Source organism: Streptomyces sp. NPDC046335, assembly GCF_055587985.1.
Map to the genome: position 1 here is coordinate 292,736 of NZ_JBVJFF010000012.1, position 19,370 is coordinate 312,105.

18 protein-coding genes and 1 pseudogene are annotated in these 19,370 nt (G+C 69.8%); 2 read left to right on the forward strand and 17 right to left on the reverse strand.

Annotation, left to right across the window (positions count from 1 at the left end):
* Genes nuoK through ACZ6JY_RS29535 form a run of 11 tightly spaced genes read right to left on the reverse strand, consistent with a single transcriptional unit; the run spans position 1 to position 10,931 of the window.
* Entirely contained in the window at positions 1-300 is a 300-nt protein-coding gene (gene nuoK, locus ACZ6JY_RS29485; RefSeq protein WP_469200577.1) for an NADH-quinone oxidoreductase subunit NuoK, read from the reverse strand.
* Positions 297-1,166 (reverse strand): NADH-quinone oxidoreductase subunit J, encoded by an 870-nt coding sequence (locus ACZ6JY_RS29490; protein ID WP_469200579.1) that lies wholly within the window; start codon positions 1,164-1,166, stop codon positions 297-299. Before ACZ6JY_RS29490 ends, nuoK begins: the two co-directional genes overlap by 4 nt.
* On the reverse strand, positions 1,163-1,846 hold the full coding sequence (nuoI, locus tag ACZ6JY_RS29495) for an NADH-quinone oxidoreductase subunit NuoI (RefSeq protein ID WP_469200581.1): 684 nt from the start codon (positions 1,844-1,846) through the stop codon (positions 1,163-1,165). Before nuoI ends, ACZ6JY_RS29490 begins: the two co-directional genes overlap by 4 nt.
* A complete protein-coding gene (gene nuoH / locus ACZ6JY_RS29500) occupies positions 1,839-3,212 on the reverse strand; it encodes an NADH-quinone oxidoreductase subunit NuoH (RefSeq protein WP_469200840.1) in 1,374 nt (457 codons plus the stop codon). The genes nuoI and nuoH overlap by 8 nt, the downstream gene beginning before the upstream one ends.
* Positions 3,212-5,725: an NADH-quinone oxidoreductase subunit G gene (locus ACZ6JY_RS29505; RefSeq protein WP_469200583.1), complete on the reverse strand. Its 2,514-nt coding sequence runs from the start codon at positions 5,723-5,725 to the stop codon at positions 3,212-3,214. Before ACZ6JY_RS29505 ends, nuoH begins: the two co-directional genes overlap by 1 nt.
* Complete coding sequence (nuoF, locus tag ACZ6JY_RS29510; RefSeq protein WP_469200585.1) at positions 5,722-7,083, reverse strand: NADH-quinone oxidoreductase subunit NuoF; 1,362 nt, start codon at positions 7,081-7,083, stop codon at positions 5,722-5,724. Before nuoF ends, ACZ6JY_RS29505 begins: the two co-directional genes overlap by 4 nt.
* Positions 7,083-7,889 (reverse strand): NADH-quinone oxidoreductase subunit NuoE, encoded by an 807-nt coding sequence (nuoE, locus tag ACZ6JY_RS29515; protein WP_469200842.1) that lies wholly within the window; start codon positions 7,887-7,889, stop codon positions 7,083-7,085. The genes nuoF and nuoE overlap by 1 nt, the downstream gene beginning before the upstream one ends.
* 44 nt (positions 7,890-7,933) lie before the next feature.
* Complete coding sequence (locus ACZ6JY_RS29520) at positions 7,934-9,280, reverse strand: NADH-quinone oxidoreductase subunit D (protein ID WP_469200588.1); 1,347 nt, start codon at positions 9,278-9,280, stop codon at positions 7,934-7,936.
* Positions 9,280-9,999 (reverse strand): NADH-quinone oxidoreductase subunit C, encoded by a 720-nt coding sequence (locus tag ACZ6JY_RS29525; protein WP_469200590.1) that lies wholly within the window; start codon positions 9,997-9,999, stop codon positions 9,280-9,282. Before ACZ6JY_RS29525 ends, ACZ6JY_RS29520 begins: the two co-directional genes overlap by 1 nt.
* On the reverse strand, positions 9,996-10,550 hold the full coding sequence (locus ACZ6JY_RS29530; RefSeq protein ID WP_106412977.1) for a NuoB/complex I 20 kDa subunit family protein: 555 nt from the start codon (positions 10,548-10,550) through the stop codon (positions 9,996-9,998). Before ACZ6JY_RS29530 ends, ACZ6JY_RS29525 begins: the two co-directional genes overlap by 4 nt.
* A gap of 21 nt (positions 10,551-10,571) precedes the next feature.
* Positions 10,572-10,931, reverse strand: a complete 360-nt coding sequence (locus ACZ6JY_RS29535; RefSeq protein ID WP_003992243.1) for an NADH-quinone oxidoreductase subunit A — start codon at positions 10,929-10,931, stop codon at positions 10,572-10,574.
* Positions 10,932-11,737: 806 nt separating this feature from the next.
* Between ACZ6JY_RS29535 and ACZ6JY_RS29540 the strand changes: the two genes are divergently transcribed.
* Positions 11,738-12,565, forward strand: coding sequence for a C40 family peptidase (locus tag ACZ6JY_RS29540; RefSeq protein WP_469200593.1), 828 nt, complete (start codon positions 11,738-11,740; stop codon positions 12,563-12,565).
* A 113-nt stretch (positions 12,566-12,678) separates the two neighbouring features.
* Here ACZ6JY_RS29540 and ACZ6JY_RS29545 read toward each other — a convergent pair whose 3' ends face one another.
* Both ACZ6JY_RS29545 and ACZ6JY_RS29550 read right to left on the reverse strand, forming a co-directional pair.
* Positions 12,679-13,005 (reverse strand): putative quinol monooxygenase, encoded by a 327-nt coding sequence (locus ACZ6JY_RS29545; protein ID WP_469200595.1) that lies wholly within the window; start codon positions 13,003-13,005, stop codon positions 12,679-12,681.
* Positions 13,006-13,074: 69 nt separating this feature from the next.
* Positions 13,075-14,358 carry a geranylgeranyl reductase family protein gene (locus ACZ6JY_RS29550; RefSeq protein ID WP_469200597.1) on the reverse strand — a complete coding sequence of 428 codons (1,284 nt, stop codon included), beginning with the start codon at positions 14,356-14,358 and terminating at the stop codon, positions 13,075-13,077.
* A gap of 96 nt (positions 14,359-14,454) precedes the next feature.
* Between ACZ6JY_RS29550 and ACZ6JY_RS29555 the strand changes: the two genes are divergently transcribed.
* The gene (locus ACZ6JY_RS29555) at positions 14,455-15,003 is read left to right on the forward strand and encodes a GNAT family N-acetyltransferase (RefSeq protein ID WP_469200599.1); all 549 of its coding nucleotides are present in this window, start codon (positions 14,455-14,457) and stop codon (positions 15,001-15,003) included.
* Positions 15,004-15,030: 27 nt separating this feature from the next.
* Here ACZ6JY_RS29555 and ACZ6JY_RS29560 read toward each other — a convergent pair whose 3' ends face one another.
* The 4 genes and pseudogenes from ACZ6JY_RS29560 to ACZ6JY_RS29575 all read right to left on the reverse strand — a co-directional run bounded on the left by ACZ6JY_RS29560 (position 15,031) and on the right by ACZ6JY_RS29575 (position 19,368).
* Entirely contained in the window at positions 15,031-17,346 is a 2,316-nt protein-coding gene (locus tag ACZ6JY_RS29560) for a hypothetical protein (RefSeq protein ID WP_469200855.1), read from the reverse strand.
* A 216-nt stretch (positions 17,347-17,562) separates the two neighbouring features.
* Positions 17,563-17,631 (reverse strand): annotated as a pseudogene (locus ACZ6JY_RS29565) (zinc-ribbon domain-containing protein); the annotation flags it as partial.
* Between the two features lie 208 nt (positions 17,632-17,839).
* A complete protein-coding gene (locus ACZ6JY_RS29570; RefSeq protein ID WP_469200601.1) occupies positions 17,840-18,535 on the reverse strand; it encodes a demethylmenaquinone methyltransferase in 696 nt (231 codons plus the stop codon).
* Positions 18,536-18,768: 233 nt separating this feature from the next.
* On the reverse strand, positions 18,769-19,368 hold the full coding sequence (locus ACZ6JY_RS29575; RefSeq protein WP_469200603.1) for an imidazolonepropionase-like domain-containing protein: 600 nt from the start codon (positions 19,366-19,368) through the stop codon (positions 18,769-18,771).
* Between the last annotated feature and the right edge of the window lie 2 nt (positions 19,369-19,370).

The following is a 19,370-nucleotide window of genomic DNA, read 5'->3' on the forward strand; positions in this document are numbered from 1 at the left end:
TTACAACTTCATCAGGCTGGCGTCGTCGACCGAGGCCGAGTGGCGGGAACGGAAGAGCGACACGATGATCGCGAGCCCGACCACGACCTCCGCGGCGGCGACGACCATCGTGAAGAAGGCGATGATCTGGCCGTCGAGATTGCCGTGCATCCGGGAGAAGGCCACGAGGGTGAGGTTGCAGGCGTTGAGCATGAGCTCGATGCACATGAACACCACGATCGCGTTCCGCCTGATGAGCACGCCGGTCGCGCCGATCGCGAACAACAGGGAAGCGAGGTAGAGGTAGTTGACCGGGTTCATTTCGACGCCTCCTCGGTCCGCTCGGTGTCGGCCCGTCCGTTTTCGGGGCGCCCGATGTCGGTCCTGCGCGTGTCGGGCCGCTCCAGACGGTCGGCGGAGCGCTGCTCCAGCGCCCGCAGATCGTCCAGGGCCTCGCTCGACACGTCACGGATCTGGCCGCGCTCGCGCAGCGTCCTGTTGACCGTGAGCTCCGAGGGGGTGCCGTCGGGGAGCAGGCCCGCGACGTCCACGGCGTTGTGCCGGGCGTACACACCCGGGGCGGGCAGGGGCGGCAGGTGCTTGCCCTCGCGCACGCGCTCCTCGGCCATCTCGCGCTGGGTCTTGGGGCGCTCCGTGCGCTCGCGGTGGGTCAGCAGCATCGCGCCGACCGTGGCCGTGATGAGCAGGGCACCGGTGATCTCGAAGGCGAAGACGTACTTCGTGAAGATGAGGCCCGCGAGGCCCTCCACGTTGCCGCCGGAGTTCGCCTTGCCGAGGCCGTTGAACTCCTGCACCGAGGCGTTGCCGATGCCCGCGAAGAGCAGCACCGCGAAGCCGAGACCGCACAGGAGGGCCAGCCAGCGCTGGCCCTTGATGGTCTCCTTCAGGGAGTCGGCCGCGGTGACGCCGACGAGCATGACCACGAAGAGGAAGAGCATCATGATCGCGCCGGTGTAGACGACGATCTGGACGATGCCCAGGAAGTACGCGCCGTTGGCGAGGTAGAAGACCGCAAGGATGATCATGGTTCCGGCGAGGCACAGCGCGCTGTGCACGGCCTTCTTCATGAGGATCGTGCACAGGGCGCCGATGACGGCGACCGTGCCGAGCACCCAGAACTGGAAGGCCTCGCCGGTGGAGGTGGAGTAGGCGGCGAGCTGCGTCATCGGCCGATCACCTTCTCCGACGCCGGTTCGCCGTCCCCGAAGTCGGAGGCCGCCTCCTGGGGCGCCTCGTCCTTGGAGCGGGTGGCCTGGGGCACCGTCCCGGGGGCGGCCTCGGTGACCAGGCCCCGGTAGTAGTCCTGCTCGTCCGTGCCGGGGAAGATCGAGTGCGGGCTGTCGACCATGCCCTCTTCCAGGCCGGCGAGCAACTGCTCCTTGGTGTAGATGAGGCTCTCACGGCTGCTGTCGGCCAGCTCGAACTCGTTCGTCATCGTCAGCGCGCGCGTGGGGCACGCCTCGATGCACAGGCCACACAGGATGCAGCGGGCGTAGTTGATCTGGTAGACGCGGCCGTACCGCTCGCCCGGTGAGTACCGCTCCTCCTCCGTGTTGTCCGCGCCCTCCACATAGATGGCGTCCGCGGGGCAGGCCCAGGCGCAGAGTTCACAGCCGATGCACTTCTCCAGGCCGTCCGGATGGCGGTTCAGCTGGTGCCTGCCGTGGAAGCGGGGAGCGGTGGTCTTCTGCTGCTCCGGATACTGCTCGGTCAGCCGCTTCTTGAACATGGCCTTGAAGGTCACGCCGAAGCCCGCGACGGGGTTCTGGAACCCCTGCTTCGATTGGTTCGACTCGGACGATCCCTGGTTCGACTCGTGCGGTGTTTCCTCGTTCGACTCAGCCATCGGACGCCTCCTTTCCGTCACTTCGGGTTCCGTCACTTTGAGTATCCGGTCCGCCACTGACAATCAGCTCCCGCTCCTGGCGCGAGCGTCGGCGCGGGACCGGCGGCAGGCTCTGGCCGGGCAGCGGCGGCACGGGGAATCCGCCCGCCATCGGGTCGAATGCGACCGGCTGCTCCTCAGGGGCGGCCTCCTTCTCCCGCTTGTCGCGGAAGATGTCGACGAGCACCGAGAGCAACAGCAGCGAGATGACCCCGCCGCAGACGTAGAGCGCGATCGAGGTGAAGTCGTAGTTCTCGTTCCGCATCGCCCTGACCGTGGCGACGAGCATCAGCCACAGGACCGAGATCGGGATGAGGACCTTCCAGCCGAGCTTCATCAGCTGGTCGTAGCGGACGCGTGGCAGCGTGCCGCGCAGCCAGATGAAGAAGAACAGCAGCAGCTGGACCTTGATCACGAACCAGAGCATCGGCCACCAGCCGTGGTTCGCGCCCTCCCAGAAGGTGCTGACCGGGTACGGGGCCCGCCAGCCGCCCAGGAAGAGGGTGACCGAGACCGCCGAGACGGTGACCATGTTGACGTACTCGGCGAGCATGAACAGCGCGAACTTGATGGAGGAGTACTCGGTGTTGAAGCCACCGACGAGGTCGCCCTCGGACTCCGGCATGTCGAACGGCGCGCGGTTGGTCTCACCGATCATCGTCACGATGTAGATCAGGAACGAGACGGGCAGCAGCAGGATGTACCAGCGGTCGGCCTGCGCCTCCACGATCGCCGAGGTCGACATCGACCCGGAGTAGAGGAACACCGAGGCGAACGCCGCGCCCATCGCGATCTCGTACGAGATCATCTGCGCGCAGGAGCGCAGACCGCCGAGGAGCGGGTACGTCGAGCCGGAGCTCCAGCCGGCGAGCACGATGCCGTAGATGCCGACGGAGGCGACCGCGAGGATGTAGAGCATCGCGATCGGCAGGTCGGTGAGCTGCATCGTGGTGCGCTGGCCGAAGATCGAGACCTCGTTGCCCGCGGGCCCGAAGGGGATCACCGCGATCGCCATGAAGGCCGGGATCGCCGCGATGATCGGGGCGAGGACGTAGACCACCTTGTCCGCCCGCTTGACGATCACGTCCTCCTTGAGCATGAGCTTGATGCCGTCCGCGAGGGACTGCAGCATGCCCCAGGGGCCGTGCCGGTTGGGCCCGATGCGCAACTGCATCCAGGCGACGACCTTGCGCTCCCACACGATGGAGAAGAGGACCGTCACCATCAGGAAGGCGAAGCAGAAGACCGCCTTGACGGCGACCAGCCACCAGGGGTCACGGCCGAACATGGACAGGTCTTCCGCCGCAAGCGGCACCACGGTGTGCATCACGACGTCACCTCCGGGGCCTCAGAGGGCTCCGGCAGGACCGCCGGGCCGATGCGGACGAGGTCGCCGGGGTGCGCGCCGGTGTCCGAAGCGACGCCTCCCCCGGTCGAGTTCAGCGGCAGCCAGACCACGCGGTCCGGCATCTCGGTGACCTGGAGCGGCAGCGCGGTGGTGCCCGCGGGCCCCGTCACGGCCAGGAGGTCGCCGTCCTTCACGCCGGCCTCGACCGCCGTGGCCGCCGACACGCGCGCGTGGGCCGCGTGCCGCGTACCGGCGAGCGCCTCGTCGCCGTCCTGGAGGCGGCCCTGGTCGAGCAGCAGCCGGTGCCCCGCGAGGACGGCCTCTCCGGAAGCGGGCCTCGGCGGCTGCGCCGACGTCTCCAGGGGCTCGGTCGCGTACGGCCCGTCCCAGGCACCGAGCCGGTCCAGCTCGCGGCGGAGGGTCACCAGGTCCGGCAGGCCCAGGTGCACGTCCCCGGCGTCCGCCAGCATGTGCAGCACGCGCGCGTCGGTGGGCGCCAGCCTCCGCGTCATCTGGTCGGGCTTGAGCGCCGCGTCGAACATCCGCGCACGCCCCTCCCAGTTGAGGAAGGTGCCCGGCTTCTCCGCGACCGCGGCGACCGGGAGGACGACGTCCGCCCGCTCCGTCACCTCGCTGGGCCGCAGCTCCAGCGAGACCAGGAAGCCGACCGCGTCGAGCGCCTCACGCGCGCGCCGCGGATCGGGCAGGTCGGCGACCTCGACGCCCGCGACGAGCAACGCCCCGAGCTCACCGGTCGCGGCGGCCTCGATGATCTGCCCGGTGTCGCGGCCGTAGCGGTGCGGGAGTTCGGCGACGCCCCAGGCGGCGGCGACCTCGTCCCGCGCGCGCGGGTCGGTGGCCGGACGGCCGCCGGGCAGCAGCGAGGGCAGCGCGCCCACCTCGACGGCGGCCCGCTCCCCTGCCCGGCGCGGAATCCACACCAGCCGGGCGCCGGTCGCCGCGGCGGTCCGTACGGCGGCGGTGAGCCCGCCGGGCACGGCCGCGAGCCGCTCGCCGACGATGATGACCGCTCCCGGGGTACGCAGCGCCTCGGCGGCCCTGGTCCCGTCCTCCGCCAGGCCCACCCCGGCGGCGAGCGCGTCAAGCCACTCCGTCTCGGTGCCGGGAGCCGCGGGCAGCAGCGTGCCGCCGGCCTTCTCCAGGCCCTTCGTCACGTGGGTCGCGAGGGAGAAGACGCGCTGGCCGTGCTTGCGCCAGGCCTTGCGCAGCCGCAGGAAGACGCCGGGCGCCTCCTCCTCGGACTCGAAGCCGGCGAGCAGGACGGCGGGAGCCTTCTCCAGGGCGGCGTACGTGACGCCGGTCCCGTCGAGGTCCTTGCCACGCCCCGCCACCCGTGCCGCGAGGAAGTCGGCCTCCTCGCTGCTGTGCACGCGCGCGCGGAAGTCGATGTCATTCGTATCGAGCGCCACGCGCGCGTACTTGCTGTACGCGTAGGCGTCCTCCACGGTGAGCCGGCCGCCGGTCAGGACCGCGGCCCGGCCGCGCGCGGCGGCGAGACCGCGGGCGGCGGCGTCCAGTGCCTCCGGCCAGCTCGCCGGTTCGAGTTCTCCCGAAGCGGCGTTGCGCACCAGAGGGGTGGTCAGCCGGTCGGGCCGCTGCGCGTACCGGAAGCCGAAGCGCCCCTTGTCGCACATCCACTCTTCGTTGACCTCGGGGTCATCGGCCGCGAGGCGCCGCATGACCTTGCCGCGCCGGTGGTCCGTGCGGCTCGCGCAGCCGCCCGAGCAGTGCTCGCACACCGAAGGCGACGACACCAGGTCGAAGGGGCGCGAGCGGAATCGGTACGCCGCGGAGGTGAGCGCGCCGACCGGACAGATCTGGATGGTGTTCCCGGAGAAGTACGACTCGAAGGGGTCGCCCTCACCGGTGCCGACCTGCTGGAGGGCGCCCCGCTCGATCAGCTCGATCATCGGGTCGCCGGCGATCTGGTTGCTGAAGCGGGTGCAGCGCGCGCACAGCACGCACCGCTCGCGGTCGAGCAGCACCTGCGTGGAGATCGGCACCGGCTTCTCGTAGGTCCGCTTCTTGCCCTCGAAGCGGGTGTCCGTGTCGCCGACCTGCATCGCCTGGTTCTGCAGCGGGCACTCGCCGCCCTTGTCGCAGACCGGGCAGTCCAGCGGGTGGTTGATGAGCAGCAGCTCCATCACGCCGCGCTGCGACTTCTCCGCGACCGGCGAGGTGAGCTGCGACTTCACGACCATGCCGTCGGTGCATGTGATGGTGCAGGACGCCATCGGCTTGCGCTGGCCCTCCACCTCGACGATGCACTGGCGGCAGGCGCCCGCGGGGTCGAGCAGCGGGTGGTCGCAGAACCGGGGGATCTCGATGCCGAGCAGTTCGGCGGCCCGGATGACCAGCGTGCCCTTGGGGACGCTGATCTCGATGCCGTCGATGGTCAGCGAGACGAGATCCTCCGGCGGTACCGCGGCCTCCCCGCCCCCGGAGGGAGCGCTGTTGGTGGTCACTGTCATGCGTTCACCTCCGTGTGCTGGTCGGCGCGGTCGCTCCAGAGAGTCGACTTGGCCGGGTCGAAGGGGCAGCCCTTGCCGGTGATGTGCTGCTCGTACTCCTCGCGGAAGTACTTCAGTGAGGAGAAGATCGGCGAGGCGGCGCCGTCGCCGAGGGCGCAGAAGGACTTGCCGTTGATGTTGTCGGCGATGTCGTTGAGCTTGTCGAGGTCGGCCATGACGCCCTTGCCCGCCTCGATGTCGCGGAGCAACTGGACGAGCCAGTACGTTCCTTCACGGCAGGGCGTGCACTTGCCGCAGGACTCGTGGGCGTAGAACTCCGTCCAGCGGGTCACGGCCCGCACGACGCACGTCGTCTCGTCGAAGCACTGGAGCGCCTTGGTGCCGAGCATCGATCCTGCGGCGCCCACGCCCTCGTAGTCGAGCGGGACGTCGAGGTGCTCGTCGGTGAACATCGGCGTGGACGAACCGCCGGGCGTCCAGAACTTGAGCCGGTGTCCGGCGCGCATGCCGCCGCTCATGTCGAGCAGTTGGCGCAGCGTGATGCCGAGCGGGGCCTCGTACTGGCCGGGGCTGGTGACGTGGCCGCTCAGGGAGTAGAGCGTGAAGCCCGGGGACTTCTCGCTCCCCATGGACTTGAACCAGTCTTTCCCGCGGTTGAGGATCGCGGGAACCGACGCGATGGACTCGACGTTGTTCACCACAGTGGGGCATGCGTAGAGACCCGCGACAGCAGGGAAAGGGGGACGCAGTCGCGGTTGGCCTCGACGGCCTTCGAGCGAGTCGAGCAGCGCGGTCTCCTCACCGCAGATGTACGCGCCCGCGCCCGCGTGCACGGTGAGTTCCAGATCGAGTCCGCTGCCCAGGATGTCCTTGCCGAGGTAGCCCGCCGCATGGGCCTCGCGGACCGCCTCGTGCAGCCTGCGCAGCACGGGGACGACCTCGCCCCGCAGATAGATGAAGGCATGCGAAGACCGGATCGCGTAGCACGCGATCACGATCCCCTCGATGAGGGAATGCGGGTTCGCGAAGAGGAGCGGGATGTCCTTGCAGGTCCCCGGCTCCGACTCGTCGGCGTTGACAACTAGATAGTGCGGCTTGCCGTCGCCCTGCGGAATGAACTGCCACTTCATTCCGGTGGGGAAGCCCGCGCCGCCGCGGCCCCGCAGGCCCGCGTCCTTCACGTACGCGATGAGGTCGTCGGGGTCCATGGCGAGCGCCTTGCGCAGGCCCTCGTACCCCTCGTGCCGCCGGTAGGTCTCCAGCGTCCAGGACTTCTCCTCGTCCCAGAAGGCGGAGAGGACCGGTGCGAGGAGCTTCTCGGGGCTCGTCTCGTTGTCGATCTCGGCTGCCAAGGTCATCACTCCCCCTCCTCGGCGGTCGGTCCGGCCGGGTGGGCCGGGTCGGATGCCGAGGTCTGCTGCGGTGCGTCGTGCGAGCTGAGGTGCTCGGCGGGCGCTTCGTCCTGGGGTCCGCCCGTGCGTGGGTGGACGACGCGCGCGTGCGGCTCCTCGCCCTTGGCCAAGCGCAGTCCGATCAGCGAGGCGGGGCCCGCGCCGCCGCTCGCCTCGACGGCACCGGGGCGCTCGTCGGGGAAGCCCGCCAGGATCCGGGCGGTCTCCTTGTACGTGCAGATCGGCGCGCCGCGGGTGGGCTCGACCTGCACGCCCGCGCGCAGGTCGTCCACGAGCTGCTTGGCGGACGCCGGCGTCTGGTTGTCGAAGAACTCCCAGTTGACCATCACCACGGGGGCGAAGTCGCAGGCGGCGTTGCACTCGATGTGCTCAAGCGTGATCTTGCCGTCCTCGGTGGTCTCGTCGTTGCCGACGCCGAGGTGCTGCTTGAGTTCGTCGAAGATCGCGTCGCCGCCCATCACCGCGCAGAGCGTGTTGGTGCAGACGCCGACCTGGTAGTCGCCGGAGGGCTTGCGCCGGTACATGGTGTAGAAGGTGGCGACGGCCGTGACCTCGGCCGTGGTCAGACCGAGCACGTCGGCGCAGAACCGCATGCCGGTGCGCGTCACGTACCCCTCCTCCGACTGCACCAGGTGCAGCAGGGGAAGGAGCGCGGACCGTGAGTCCGGGTAGCGGGCGATGATCTCCTTGGCGTCCGCCTCCAGCCTGGCCAGGACGTCGGCCGGGTAGGCGGGGGCAGGGAGTTGGGGCATGCCCAGGCTGACGCCCGTGCCCTGCTCCGAAGAGGGAGTGGTGGTCACCGGTCGACGCCTCCCATCACGGGGTCGATGGACGCGACGGCGACGATGACGTCGGCGACCTGGCCGCCCTCACACATCGCCGCCATGGCTTGCAGGTTGGTGAAGGACGGGTCGCGGAAGTGGACCCGGTAGGGGCGGGTGCCGCCGTCGGAGACGACGTGGACGCCCAGCTCGCCCTTGGGTGACTCGACCGCGGTGTACGCCTGCCCGGCCGGGACCCGGAAGCCCTCGGTCACCAGCTTGAAGTGGTGGATCAGGGACTCCATGGAGGTGCCCATGATCTTCTTGATGTGGTCGAGCGAGTTGCCGAGACCGTCCGGGCCGAGCGCGAGCTGCGCGGGCCAGGCGATCTTCTTGTCGGCGACCATGACCGGGCCGGGGGCGAGCCGGTCCAGGCACTGCTCGACGATGCGCAGCGACTGGCGCATCTCCTCGATGCGGATGAGGAAGCGGCCGTAGGAGTCGCAGGTGTCGGCGGTCGGTACGTCGAACTCGTAGTTCTCGTATCCGCAGTAGGGCTGCGACTTGCGCAGGTCGTGCGGCAGGCCCGCCGAGCGGAGGACGGGGCCCGTGGCGCCGAGCGCCATGCAGCCGGTGAGGTCGAGGTGGCCGACGTTCTGCATGCGGGCCTTGAAGATGGGGTTCCCGGTGGCGAGCTTGTCGTACTCCGGGAGGTTCTTCCTCATCTTCTTCACGAACTCGCGGATCTGGTCGACCGCGCCGGGCGGCAGGTCCTGGGCGAGGCCGCCGGGCCGGATGAATGCGTGGTTCATCCGCAGACCGGTGATGAGTTCGAACAGATCGAGAACGAGTTCACGATCCCGGAAGCCGTAGATCATGATCGTGGTCGCGCCGAGTTCCATGCCGCCGGTGGCGATGCACACCAGATGCGAGGAGAGCCGGTTCAGCTCCATGAGGAGCACGCGGATGACCGAGGCGCGGTCGGGGATCTGGTCCTCGATGCCGAGCAGTTTCTCGACCCCGAGGCAGTACGCCGTCTCGTTGAAGAACGGCGTCAGGTAGTCCATGCGCGTGACGAACGTCGTGCCCTGCGTCCACGTGCGGTATTCGAGGTTCTTCTCGATGCCCGTGTGCAGATAGCCGATGCCGCAGCGGGCCTCGGAGACCGTCTCGCCCTCGATCTCCAGGATGAGGCGGAGCACGCCGTGCGTGGACGGGTGCTGCGGACCCATATTGACGATGATGCGCTCGTCGTCGGCCTTGGCCGCGGACTGGACGACCTCGTCCCAGTCGCCGCCGGTGACCGTGTAGACGGTCCCCTCGGTCGTCTCGCGGGCCCCGGAATCGTGCGAAGCGGACGCGGATGCGTGAGAAGTGGACATCAGGTGTACGACCTCCGCTGGTCCGGAGCCGGGATCTGGGCGCCCTTGTACTCGACGGGGATGCCGCCGAGGGGATAGTCCTTGCGCTGCGGGAAGCCCTGCCAGTCGTCCGGCATCATGATCCGCGTCAACGCCGGGTGACCGTCGAAGATCAGGCCGAAGAAGTCGTACGTCTCGCGCTCGTGCCAGTCGTTCGTCGGATAGACGGAGACCAGCGAGGGGACGTGCGGATCGGCGTCGGGGGCACTGACTTCGAGCCGGATCAGCCGGTTGTGGGTGATCGAGCGCAGGTGGTAGACGGCGTGCAGCTCGCGGCCCTTGTCCTCCAGGAAGTGCACCCCCGAGACGCCCGTGCAGAGCTCGAAGCGCAGGGCCGGGTCGTCCCGCAGCGTCCGCGCCACGCGTACGAGGTGCTCGCGCGCGATGTGGAAGGTCAGCTCGCCGCGGTCGACGACCGTCTTCTCGATCGCGTTCTCCGGGAGGAGGTCCTGCTCCTCCAGGGCGCCTTCCAGCTCGTCGGCGACCTCGTCGAACCAGCCGCCGTACGGACGCGGCGACGCGCCGGGCAGGGAGATGGTCCTGACGAGCCCGCCGTAGCCGGAGGTGTCGCCGCCGTTCTCGGCGCCGAACATGCCCTTGCGGACGCCGATGACCTCGCCGGTGTCGTCGCGCGGGGCGGGGACGCCGTTCGCGGTCCCGTTTCCGTTCTCCTCGCTCACCGCAGCAGCCCCTTCATCTCGATGGTGGGGAGCGCCTTGAGGGCCGCCTCCTCCGCCTCGCGCGCCGCTTCTTCCGCGTTCACGCCGAGCTTGGAGCCCTGGATTTTCTGGTGGAGCTTGAGGATCGCGTCGATCAGCATCTCGGGCCTCGGCGGACAGCCGGGCAAATAGATGTCAACGGGGACAACATGGTCCACACCTTGCACAATCGCGTAATTGTTGAACATCCCGCCCGATGAAGCGCAAACCCCCATCGAGATCACCCACTTGGGGTTGGGCATCTGGTCATAGACCTGCCGCAGGACGGGCGCCATCTTCTGGCTCACCCGGCCCGCCACGATCATCAGATCGGCCTGGCGCGGCGAGCCGCGGAAGACCTCCATGCCGAAGCGCGCCAGGTCGTACCGGCCCGCGCCCGTCGTCATCATCTCGATGGCGCAGCACGCGAGTCCGAACGTGGCGGGGAAGACGGATGACTTGCGCACCCAGCCCGCCGCTTGTTCGACGGTGGTCAGCAGAAAACCGCTCGGCAGTTTCTCTTCGAGTCCCATGCTCTTTGGCCCCTCAGACCTTTAGTCCCATTCCAGGCCGCCGCGCCGCCATACGTACGCGTACGCGACGAAGACGGTGAGCACGAAGAGCAGCATCTCCACGAGCCCGAAAATCCCCAGGGCGTCGAACGTGACGGCCCAGGGGTAGAGGAAGACGATCTCGATGTCGAAGACGATGAAGAGCATCGCCGTCAGGTAGTACTTAATGGGAAATCGCCCACCACCGGCCGGCGTCGGCGTCGGCTCGATACCGCACTCGTAGGCCTCGAGCTTTGCGCGGTTGTACCGCTTTGGACCGATAAGCGTGGCCATGACCACGGAGAAGATCGCAAAGCCTGCCCCGAGGGCTCCCAGCACGAGGATGGGCGCATAGGCGTTCACGCTCCTCGCTCCTCTCAGTCGGCACTGACTGTTGGCGGTTGCGTCGGACCGGGGCCCTGCTTCTCATCTGAAGATCGCGCACATGTGAAGCAGGTCACAAGCCCAACTGCCCCGCATCTTATGCCTGCCGGTCTGTGATCTGCGACACGGGGTGCGACAACGGCTTTGTGATCTCCACCACCTGACGAAGGATCATGAAGTCGGATGAGCGGTGATCTTCGTACGCGAAGCGCCTGAGTGATCACTAGAGGTGACATCTTGACGCGTCATCGCTGGTCGAGGGGGTGTTGCCCTATCAAGAGATTGCCGCTACAGGCAAATTGGTGCTGGACGTGATCACTTGATAGAGGCAACGCCTTCACTCTTCGGCAGCAGCGGCATGGACGAAAGTGGACACGTGCACCGATTCACGAGCGGAAGGGCCCACACCGCGAGGAGACCCCCGGTCACCCGGCGGGCGGTTCGGGAGTCGCCCTGAGGGCAGCCGAAAAGTACGGGAGATCTCAGGGAGGTCTCAGCAAGATCTCAGGGAGATCCCCGAGGGGGCAGGTGTGTGACCTGCGCCACATGAGGCCCCTGGGCAAAAGCGCGGGGCTTGGCCAACTGGCTCAACCGGTGGTAGACCACGGGCAATTCGGGCGTATCACAGAAAACCCTTGATCACAGGCGTGATCACCACTGTCCGCATTGCCCGTTACGGCGTCAATAAGGAACGACACGCCCGGGCTTCAAGGCCGAAAACGGCAACTGTGGCGCACCACACGTTTCTTGATGGGAACCGTGAGTCCCTGATAGCGGTTGTTCTCATGTCCCACACCGCTCACATACCCAGCCACCGGAAGCCCCGTCGCAGCGCCTCCAAGATCGCCCTGCGCGCCGGAGTTGCCGGTGGCGTCCTCAGCACCCTGGCAGTGGCCGCGGCGGCCGGCACGGCGACCGCGGCCGAGCCGGTGACCGAGACCATCGAAATGCCCACGCTCACCACTGATCTGTCCGCGCAGATCGCCCAGTCGGCGGACGCCACCCAGCAGGCCGCCGACACCTACGAGTCCCGCGCCGAGCAGGAAGCCGCCGCCACCAAGGCCGCCAAGCAGGCCGCCGAGGACCAGGCGCAGGCCGAGAAGAAGGCCGAGGCCAAGCGCAAGGCCGAGGCCAAGGCCAAGGCCGCCGCGGAGAAGAAGGCCGAGGAGGAGCGCGCCTCCCGGACCACCGAGCGCACCACGCTCTCGACGCAGACCACCTCGGCCGGCTCCTCCGACTCGGCCCCCGCTCCGGCGAGCGGCAGCGTCGGCGCGGTCATCGGCTTCCTCAAGGCACAGCTCGGCGACGCCTACGTGATGGGCGCCTCGGGCCCCAACGCCTGGGACTGCTCCAGCCTGGTGCAGGCCGCGTTCAAGCAGGCGGGCGTGGACCTTCCGCGCGTCTCGCAGGACCAGTCGGTCGCCGGCACCCCCGTCTCGCTCTCCAACGTCCAGGTCGGCGACATCCTTTACTGGGGTGGCGCGGGCTCCGCGTACCACGTGGGTGTGTACATCGGTAACGGCCAGTACCTCGACGCCGCCAACCCCAGCAAGGGCGTCGTCATCCAGGACCTGTCGGGCTACCCGGCCTCGGGCGCCGTGCGCGTCCTCTGACGGCCTTCTGAACCACGCGTAAGGGCCGGAACCCCCTCGGGGAGGTTCCGGCCCTCACGTACGCCCTCAGGCGCTTCTGTTACGCCCTCAGGCGCTTCTGTGCGGCGCGTCAGTCAGTTCTTCGGCGACAGCTCCGCCATGCGCGACCAACCCGTGCCCGGAATATCCGTGTTCACGATCTCCGGGACCGTGGCGATCGCCTCGGCCATCGTGTCCATGGCGGCCTTGAAGTGGTCGGAGCCGACGTGCGCGGCGCCGGCGTCCCCGTCGGCGAAGGCCTCAAGGAGCACGAACTGGTTCGGGTCATCGACCGACCTCGACCACTCGAAGAAGACGTTGCCCGGCTCCGCGCGCGTGGCGGCGGTGAATGCGGCGGTCCGCTCGATCCAGCTCTCGCTGTGCTCGGGGCGGACGGTGAACTTGACGGCAATAAATATCATGCGTCCATTTTTGCACCGAACCGTCCAGCGCGCGCACCGAACCGTCCAGCGCGCGCACCGAGCCACGCGCTACGCCTTCGGCGCCACCTTGCTCAGGCCGTTGATGACGCGGTCCATGGCGTCGCCACCCGTCGGGTCCGTGAGGTTCGCCAGCATCTTCAGCGTGAACTTCATGAGGATGGGGTGGGTCAGCCCGCGCTGCGTCGCGATCTTCATGACCTTCGGGTTGCCGATGAGCTTCACGAAGGCACGGCCCAGCGTGTAGTAGCCGCCGTAGGTCTCCTTGAGCGTCTTGGGGTAGTTCTCCAGCGCCAGTTCCCGCTGGGCGGGGGTGGCACGCGCGTGTGCCTGCACGATGACGTCCGCCGCGATCTGGCCGGACTCCATGGCGTACGCGATGCCCTCGCCGTTGAACGGGTTCACCAGGCCGCCCGCGTCACCCACCAGGAGCAGCCCCTTGGTGTAGTGCGGCTGGCGGTTGAAGGCCATCGGCAGGGCGGCGCCGCGGATCGGCATCGTCATGTTGTCCGGCGTGTAACCCCAGTCCTCCGGCATCGAGGCGCACCAGGCCTTGAGGACCTCGCGCCAGTCGAGCTCGCGGAAGGCCTTGGAGGAGTTGAGGATGCCGAGCCCGACGTTGGACGTGCCGTCACCCATGCCGAAGATCCAGCCGTAGCCGGGCAGCAGCCGGTCCTCGGCCCCGCGGCGGTCCCACAGCTCAAGCCAGGACTCCAGGTAGTCGTCGTCGTGGCGCGGCGAGGTGAAGTACGTCCGCACGGCCACGCCCATCGGCCGGTCCTCGCGGCGGTGCAGGCCCATGCCGAGGGAGATGCGCGAGGAGTTGCCGTCGGCCGCGACGACCAGCGGGGCGTGGAAGGTGACCGGGGTCTTCTCCTCGCCGAGCTTGGCGTGCACGCCGGTGATGCGGCCGGTGCGGTCGTCGATGACCGGGGCGCCGACGTTGCAGCGCTCGTGGAGCCGGGCGCCCGCCTTCTGCGCCTGCCGGGCGAGCTGCTCGTCGAAGTCGTCGCGCTTGCGTACGAGGCCGTAGTCCGGGTACGACGCCAGGTCCGGCCAGTCGAGCTGGAGCCGCACGCCGCCGCCGATGATGCGGAGGCCCTTGTTCCGCAGCCAGCCCGCCTCTTCGGAGATGTCGATTCCCATGGAGACCAGCTGCTTGGTGGCGCGGGGCGTGAGCCCGTCGCCGCAGACCTTCTCCCGTGGAAACGCGGTCTTCTCAAGGAGGAGGACGTCGAGCCCGGCCTTCGCCAGGTAGTAGGCCGTCGTCGAACCGGCGGGCCCGGCTCCGACGACGATGACGTCCGCGGTGTGTTCGGAGAGGGGCTCGGTCACGGCGGGTTCTCCCCAAGGATCGAAAACTGTGTGCCGGCCGGCACGGGTATGGGCAGTCTATGAGGCGGTACCGATCTACCAGCCGAAGGGCCACACGTGACCGAGCAGACCCAGACCGTGCCCGCCGCACCGCTCCCCGACGTACGGCTCCGCGTCCCCACCCACGAGGACGCCTTCACCTGGCACGGGCTCTTCGACGACCCCGAGGTCATGGAGTTCCACGGCGGCTCACCCGCGGAGCTCTCCGTGTACGAGGAGCTGACGGCCAGGCAGCGCAGACACGACGCCGAACGGGGCTACTGCCTCTGGACCCTGCTGGACGCCGCGGGCGCCCCCATCGGCTTCACGGGCGCCCAGCCCTGGAGCCGCCCCTGGGGGCCGACAGGCGAGATCGAGATCGGCTGGCGGCTCGGCCGCGCCGCCTGGGGCAAGGGGTACGCGACGGCCGCCGCGCGCGCCACGGTCGAGCGGCTGCGGGCGGCGGGCGTGCCGACGGTCGTGGCGATGGTCGACGCCGGCAACGAACGCTCGGTCGCGGTGACCCGGCGGCTCGGCATGGTGCTCGCGGAGACGTTCACCACGCCGGAGCCGCCGGGCGCGGACGGTTCACGCCGGATGGCCCACTGCTTCCGGCTCGTCCTGTAGCGGCCGTTTCGCGGGCGCCTGGCGGCGTCAGCCGGTGAGCCGCCAGGTGTCCAGCGCGGTCGCGTGCGCCTTCGCGCCCTTGCCCGTGGACCAGGCGCTCTCGCGCCAGGAGAGCTGGATCGCGTACTCGGTGCCGTCCTCGGCGATGTAACTCTGGTTGAGGGCGTGAATCCTGCGGCCCGACTTGTCCGTGTAGGTGTACTCCCAGAACGCGCCGTCCTGCCCCTTGAAGGTGTTCGCCTCCATGCGGATCCGCCGGTAGTCGGACTTGTCCGGCGCCTTCTCCGTGTGCTCCTCGATGTTGATGAAGTTCTCGTACGAGGTGTAGGGCGCGGAGGTGACCACGCCGACCAGGAACTCCTCGCGCCCCGAGCCCGCGTACGTGATCTGCCCCGGCCGCTCCGGGTCCACGGCCTGCCGGGTCCAGCCCGCGGGGACCGCGAAGGAGAACCCCTCGTCGTCCGTCACCCGCTCCGAGCCCGCGGGGACCTCGCCCTCGTCGGCCGCTCCCGGCTCGTCGCTCTCGCTCGGCACCGCCGTGTCGGTCCCCGGCTGCTCCGAGACCACGGGGCTCGACCCCTCGCTCGACTCCTCGCTCGGCTGCCGGGAGGGCTCCGCCGAGGGATCCGCCGAGGGCTTGTCGTCCTTCGACGTCGACGCCGGCTTGTCGTCCTTGCCGTCCTGCCAGATCAGGATTCCGGCCGTCGCGCCACCGCCGATGAGGAGCGCCCCGGCGAGCGTCGCCACCCAGACCCGGGCGCTGCCACGCGGCTTGACGCCCGGGGGCTGCTGCTGCCCGATCCGCACCGCGTGCGGGTCGTACGCGGTGACGGTCCGCTCGTACGGGGCCGGGGCCGCCCCGTGGCCGTAAGCGGGGGCGCTCGCGGGGGCGCTGGGCATCGGGGGCGTGCCGGGCGCGTACGCGGGCGCGGGCGGGCCACCGCTCTGCCCCGTCATCCGCGTCAGGTAGGGCCCGATCAGCACGGCGGCGAAGATCCAGAGCAGCCCGAAGAGCAGCACCTCGGGCACGCTGAGCCCGATGTCCACGCTGCCCTCGCCCCGCGAGCCGCCGGATCCGATGCGGCCGGTGGCCGCGCCGGACAGGTCCACGCTGAAGCCGCCGACACCGGCCAGCAGCAGGACGAGCCCGAAGAAGACACCGCCCGCCAGCAGTTGTTCGCCTCGGCCCACGCAGCGCCGCGCGGCCAGGACGCCGATGGTCAGCGCGCAGACCAGGCCGAGCGCGAGGGCGCCCACGACGGCCCAGTCGTTGGTGACGTCACCCAGCTCGGAGAGGCCGAAGGTCTCGCTCCTCGCGCCGCCGCCGTACAGCGAGTTGCTGCCACGCACGACGATCTCCGATGCCGCGCCCCAGCCGATGCCGAGCGCGGTGATCGCGAGGTTCGGCAGGAAGAGCAGGGCGACGAGGAGCGGTGAGATGTCGTCGTCGTCCAGATCGGTGGTCCGGTTCAGGTCGTCGATCTGGGCCAGGCTGATGTAGGCGACGACCGAACAGAGCACGAGGACCACGGCGAGGGCGCGCACGGCGGTCCCGGTGGCACGCAGCAGAGCCTGCGCGCCGGGGCGCGGGGCGCCGCCCACGCTCCAGTTCACGCCGTCACGGCGCAGCACCGCGCCGGCCACGACGAGGGCGAGCACCAGTGCCCCGAGCGTGGAGAGCGCCGGGGACGAGGAAAGCTCGATGCCCTCGATCTCCGGCTGCGCGAAGAGCGCGAGGCCGAGCGTGCTGACGGCCACCAGGAGCGCGACGCGGACGGCCGCCTCCGGACCGGCCGTGCCACCCGCGGGGAGGCCGCCCTGGACGAACTGCCGTGCGACGAGGCGGTTGCGCAGGACGCGTACGCCGATGAGGAGCGCCACGAGCCACAGCACGGTCATCGTGAGCGGGATGAAGTGCAGGGAGATCGCACCCTCCATCCCGGACGCCGAGTCGGAGCCCGAGCCGAAGCCACCGGAATCGCCGAAGCCGCCGAAGCCGCCGAAGCCGCCGGAGCCGCCGAAGCCGTCCGAGTCGCCGAAGCCACCGGAGTCGCCGAAACCGTCCGAGTCACCGAAGCCGTCCGTGCCGGGGCGTGTCTCGTGTCCCGTCAGCTCGAAGCCGCCGCCCACCGACTGGAGCAGCAGCGCGAGGCCGGTCCGCAGCCGGTCGGTGAAGCCGACCACCACGTCGTCGTCCTGGCCGTACGACGGGATGGCGAGCGCGATGCCGCTCAGGAGCATCATCGCGAAGGGCCAGAGCGCGGCCTGCGCGGACCCGGCCCAGTCCCCGCGGAACGTCCGTCCGAGGAAGGCGCCGACCGGTGAGGGAGCGGCGGGGGCCACGGGGCCTGCGGGGCCTGCGGGGGCGGCCGGGGCGGGGGTGAAGGCCGGCGGGGGCGGGGCCGCGGGAGCGGCCGGTGCCGGGACCGGGGGTGCTTCCGGTGCCGGCGGGGCTTTCGGTGCCGGAGGTGCCTCTGGTGCCGGGGGTGCCTCCGGTGCTGGGGATGCCTCCGGTGTGGGCGGGGCTTCGGGAGTCTCGGGTTCCGGAAGGCGTTCCTTGCCGCACTTCATGCAGAAGCGGGCCTCGTCGGGGGCAGCGGCCCCGCAGTGTGGGCAGTACGACGCCATCAGAACGCTCCGTCATAGTCCAGGCGATCTCCCGCGAGCGGGAAAGGACCGACCCCATGAGCGCCATAAGCGCCGCATAAGTTTTGGCGGGGTCGTATCAACGGACACATCTTGCCCGGTGACCGGTTCCCCGCCGGTCCCAGATCCCTGTTCTCAACTCAAGCGTTATGCGGCGGGGTTCGGCCGCCCCGCCCGAAGCGACGGAGCGTCAGCCCTGCTTGAAGCCCCGGTGCAGCGCCACGACGCCGCCCGTGAGGTTCCGCCACGCCACCTTCGACCAGCCCGCGTCCTTCAGCAGCCCGGCGAGCGCGGGCTGGTCGGGCCAGGAGCGGATCGACTCGGCGAGGTAGACGTACGCGTCGGGGTTGGAGGACACGGCGCGCGCGACCGGCGGCAGCGCGCGCATCAGGTACTCCTCGTAGACCGTCCGGAACGGCGCCCACGTCGCGTGCGAGAACTCGCAGATCACGACGCGTCCGCCGGGCCTCGTCACGCGGTACAGCTCGCGCAGCGCGGCGCCGGTGTCCTGGATGTTGCGCAGCCCGAAGGAGATCGTGACGGCGTCGAAGGTGTCGTCCCTGAACGGCAGCTTCGTCCCGTCGCCCGCGGTGAACGGCATCCACGGGTGGCGCCGCTTGCCGACCCGCAGCATGCCGAGGGAGAAGTCGCAGGGCACGACGTACGCGCCGGCCCGTGCGAAGGGCTGCGAGGAGGTGGCGGTGCCTGCGGCCAGGTCGAGGACCTTCTGCGCGGGGCGCGCGGCCACCGCCTTCGCGACCTCCTTGCGCCAGAGGCGGGCCTGGCCGAGGGAGAGCACGTCGTTGGTGAGGTCGTATCGTTCCGCGACGTCGTCGAACATCGTTGCGACGTCGTGGGGCTGCTTTTCCAAGGAGGCTCGGGTCACTCGGCCTATTGTGTCAGCCGGGGCTTCTCTCTTTACTGCGGGTTCTTTCGCCTGCGGCGGGCTTTCTCGCCGGCGCGTCTGCCGTCGGCCGTCTCTTTGGCGGGTGCGGGTGCCTTGTGGTTGCTCGCGCAGTTCCCCGCGCCCCTTACGGGCGCCTCCCGGCGCCCCCTGGCGTTGCTCGCGCCCCGCGGCGGAGCCGCAGACAGACACAGCCCCGCGCCCCTTACGGGGCGCTACCGCGCCCTGTACACCAACCTGCCGTTCACCACCGTTGCCACGCACGTGGACGCGCCCCGGAGGACCAGGGCCGCTCTGTCCTCCACGTCGAAGACCGCGAAGCGGGCCGGAGAGCCCGCCGTCAGTGGGGGGAGCAGGATCAGGGGGGTCGGGGAGAGGGACGGTGGGCCGGGGAGTCTTGGGGGGCGGTGGCCCACTGCCAGGCCCGCGCGCCGGACCGCGTCCACCGCCGGGCGGGACCGCAGCTCGCCCGCCACGGCCACCGTGCCGTGGGCCAGGAGCCGCTGTACGCCGCGGCGGGCGCTGGCGCCGGTTCGGGCGGGGTTGGCGCGGAAGAGGGCCCCGGCCTTCTCACCGCCGATCGGCTCGGTGCCGAGCCAGTCGGCCTCCCGGGGGTCGGGGTGGTAGGTGGCCTCCAGGAGTTCGGGCCCGTACGGGTTGAGCAGGCCCGGCGTGAGGATGCCGGGCCAGCGCCGGACGCGGGCGTCGGGGTGCGCCGCGGCCAGCTCCTCGTACGGGCCGACGGCGGCGACGGACGCGCCGTCGACCAGTACCGCCGTCCCCGGTGAAAGCTCGGCTACGTGAAGGGTCAGCAAGG

Coding starts and splice junctions, on each gene's coding strand:
- nuoI (WP_469200581.1), bottom strand. CDS start 1,846: ATGGCTGAGTCGAACGAGGAAACACCGCACGAGTCGAACCAGGGATCG.
- ACZ6JY_RS29490 (WP_469200579.1), bottom strand. CDS start 1,166: ATGACGCAGCTCGCCGCCTACTCCACCTCCACCGGCGAGGCCTTCCAG.
- nuoK (WP_469200577.1), bottom strand. CDS start 300: ATGAACCCGGTCAACTACCTCTACCTCGCTTCCCTGTTGTTCGCGATC.
- nuoF (WP_469200585.1), bottom strand. CDS start 7,083: ATGACCTTGGCAGCCGAGATCGACAACGAGACGAGCCCCGAGAAGCTC.
- ACZ6JY_RS29540 (WP_469200593.1), top strand. CDS start 11,738: ATGTCCCACACCGCTCACATACCCAGCCACCGGAAGCCCCGTCGCAGC.
- ACZ6JY_RS29505 (WP_469200583.1), bottom strand. CDS start 5,725: ATGACAGTGACCACCAACAGCGCTCCCTCCGGGGGCGGGGAGGCCGCG.
- nuoE (WP_469200842.1), bottom strand. CDS start 7,889: ATGCCCCAACTCCCTGCCCCCGCCTACCCGGCCGACGTCCTGGCCAGG.
- nuoH (WP_469200840.1), bottom strand. CDS start 3,212: ATGCACACCGTGGTGCCGCTTGCGGCGGAAGACCTGTCCATGTTCGGC.
- ACZ6JY_RS29520 (WP_469200588.1), bottom strand. CDS start 9,280: ATGTCCACTTCTCACGCATCCGCGTCCGCTTCGCACGATTCCGGGGCC.
- ACZ6JY_RS29545 (WP_469200595.1), bottom strand. CDS start 13,005: ATGATATTTATTGCCGTCAAGTTCACCGTCCGCCCCGAGCACAGCGAG.
- ACZ6JY_RS29530 (WP_106412977.1), bottom strand. CDS start 10,550: ATGGGACTCGAAGAGAAACTGCCGAGCGGTTTTCTGCTGACCACCGTC.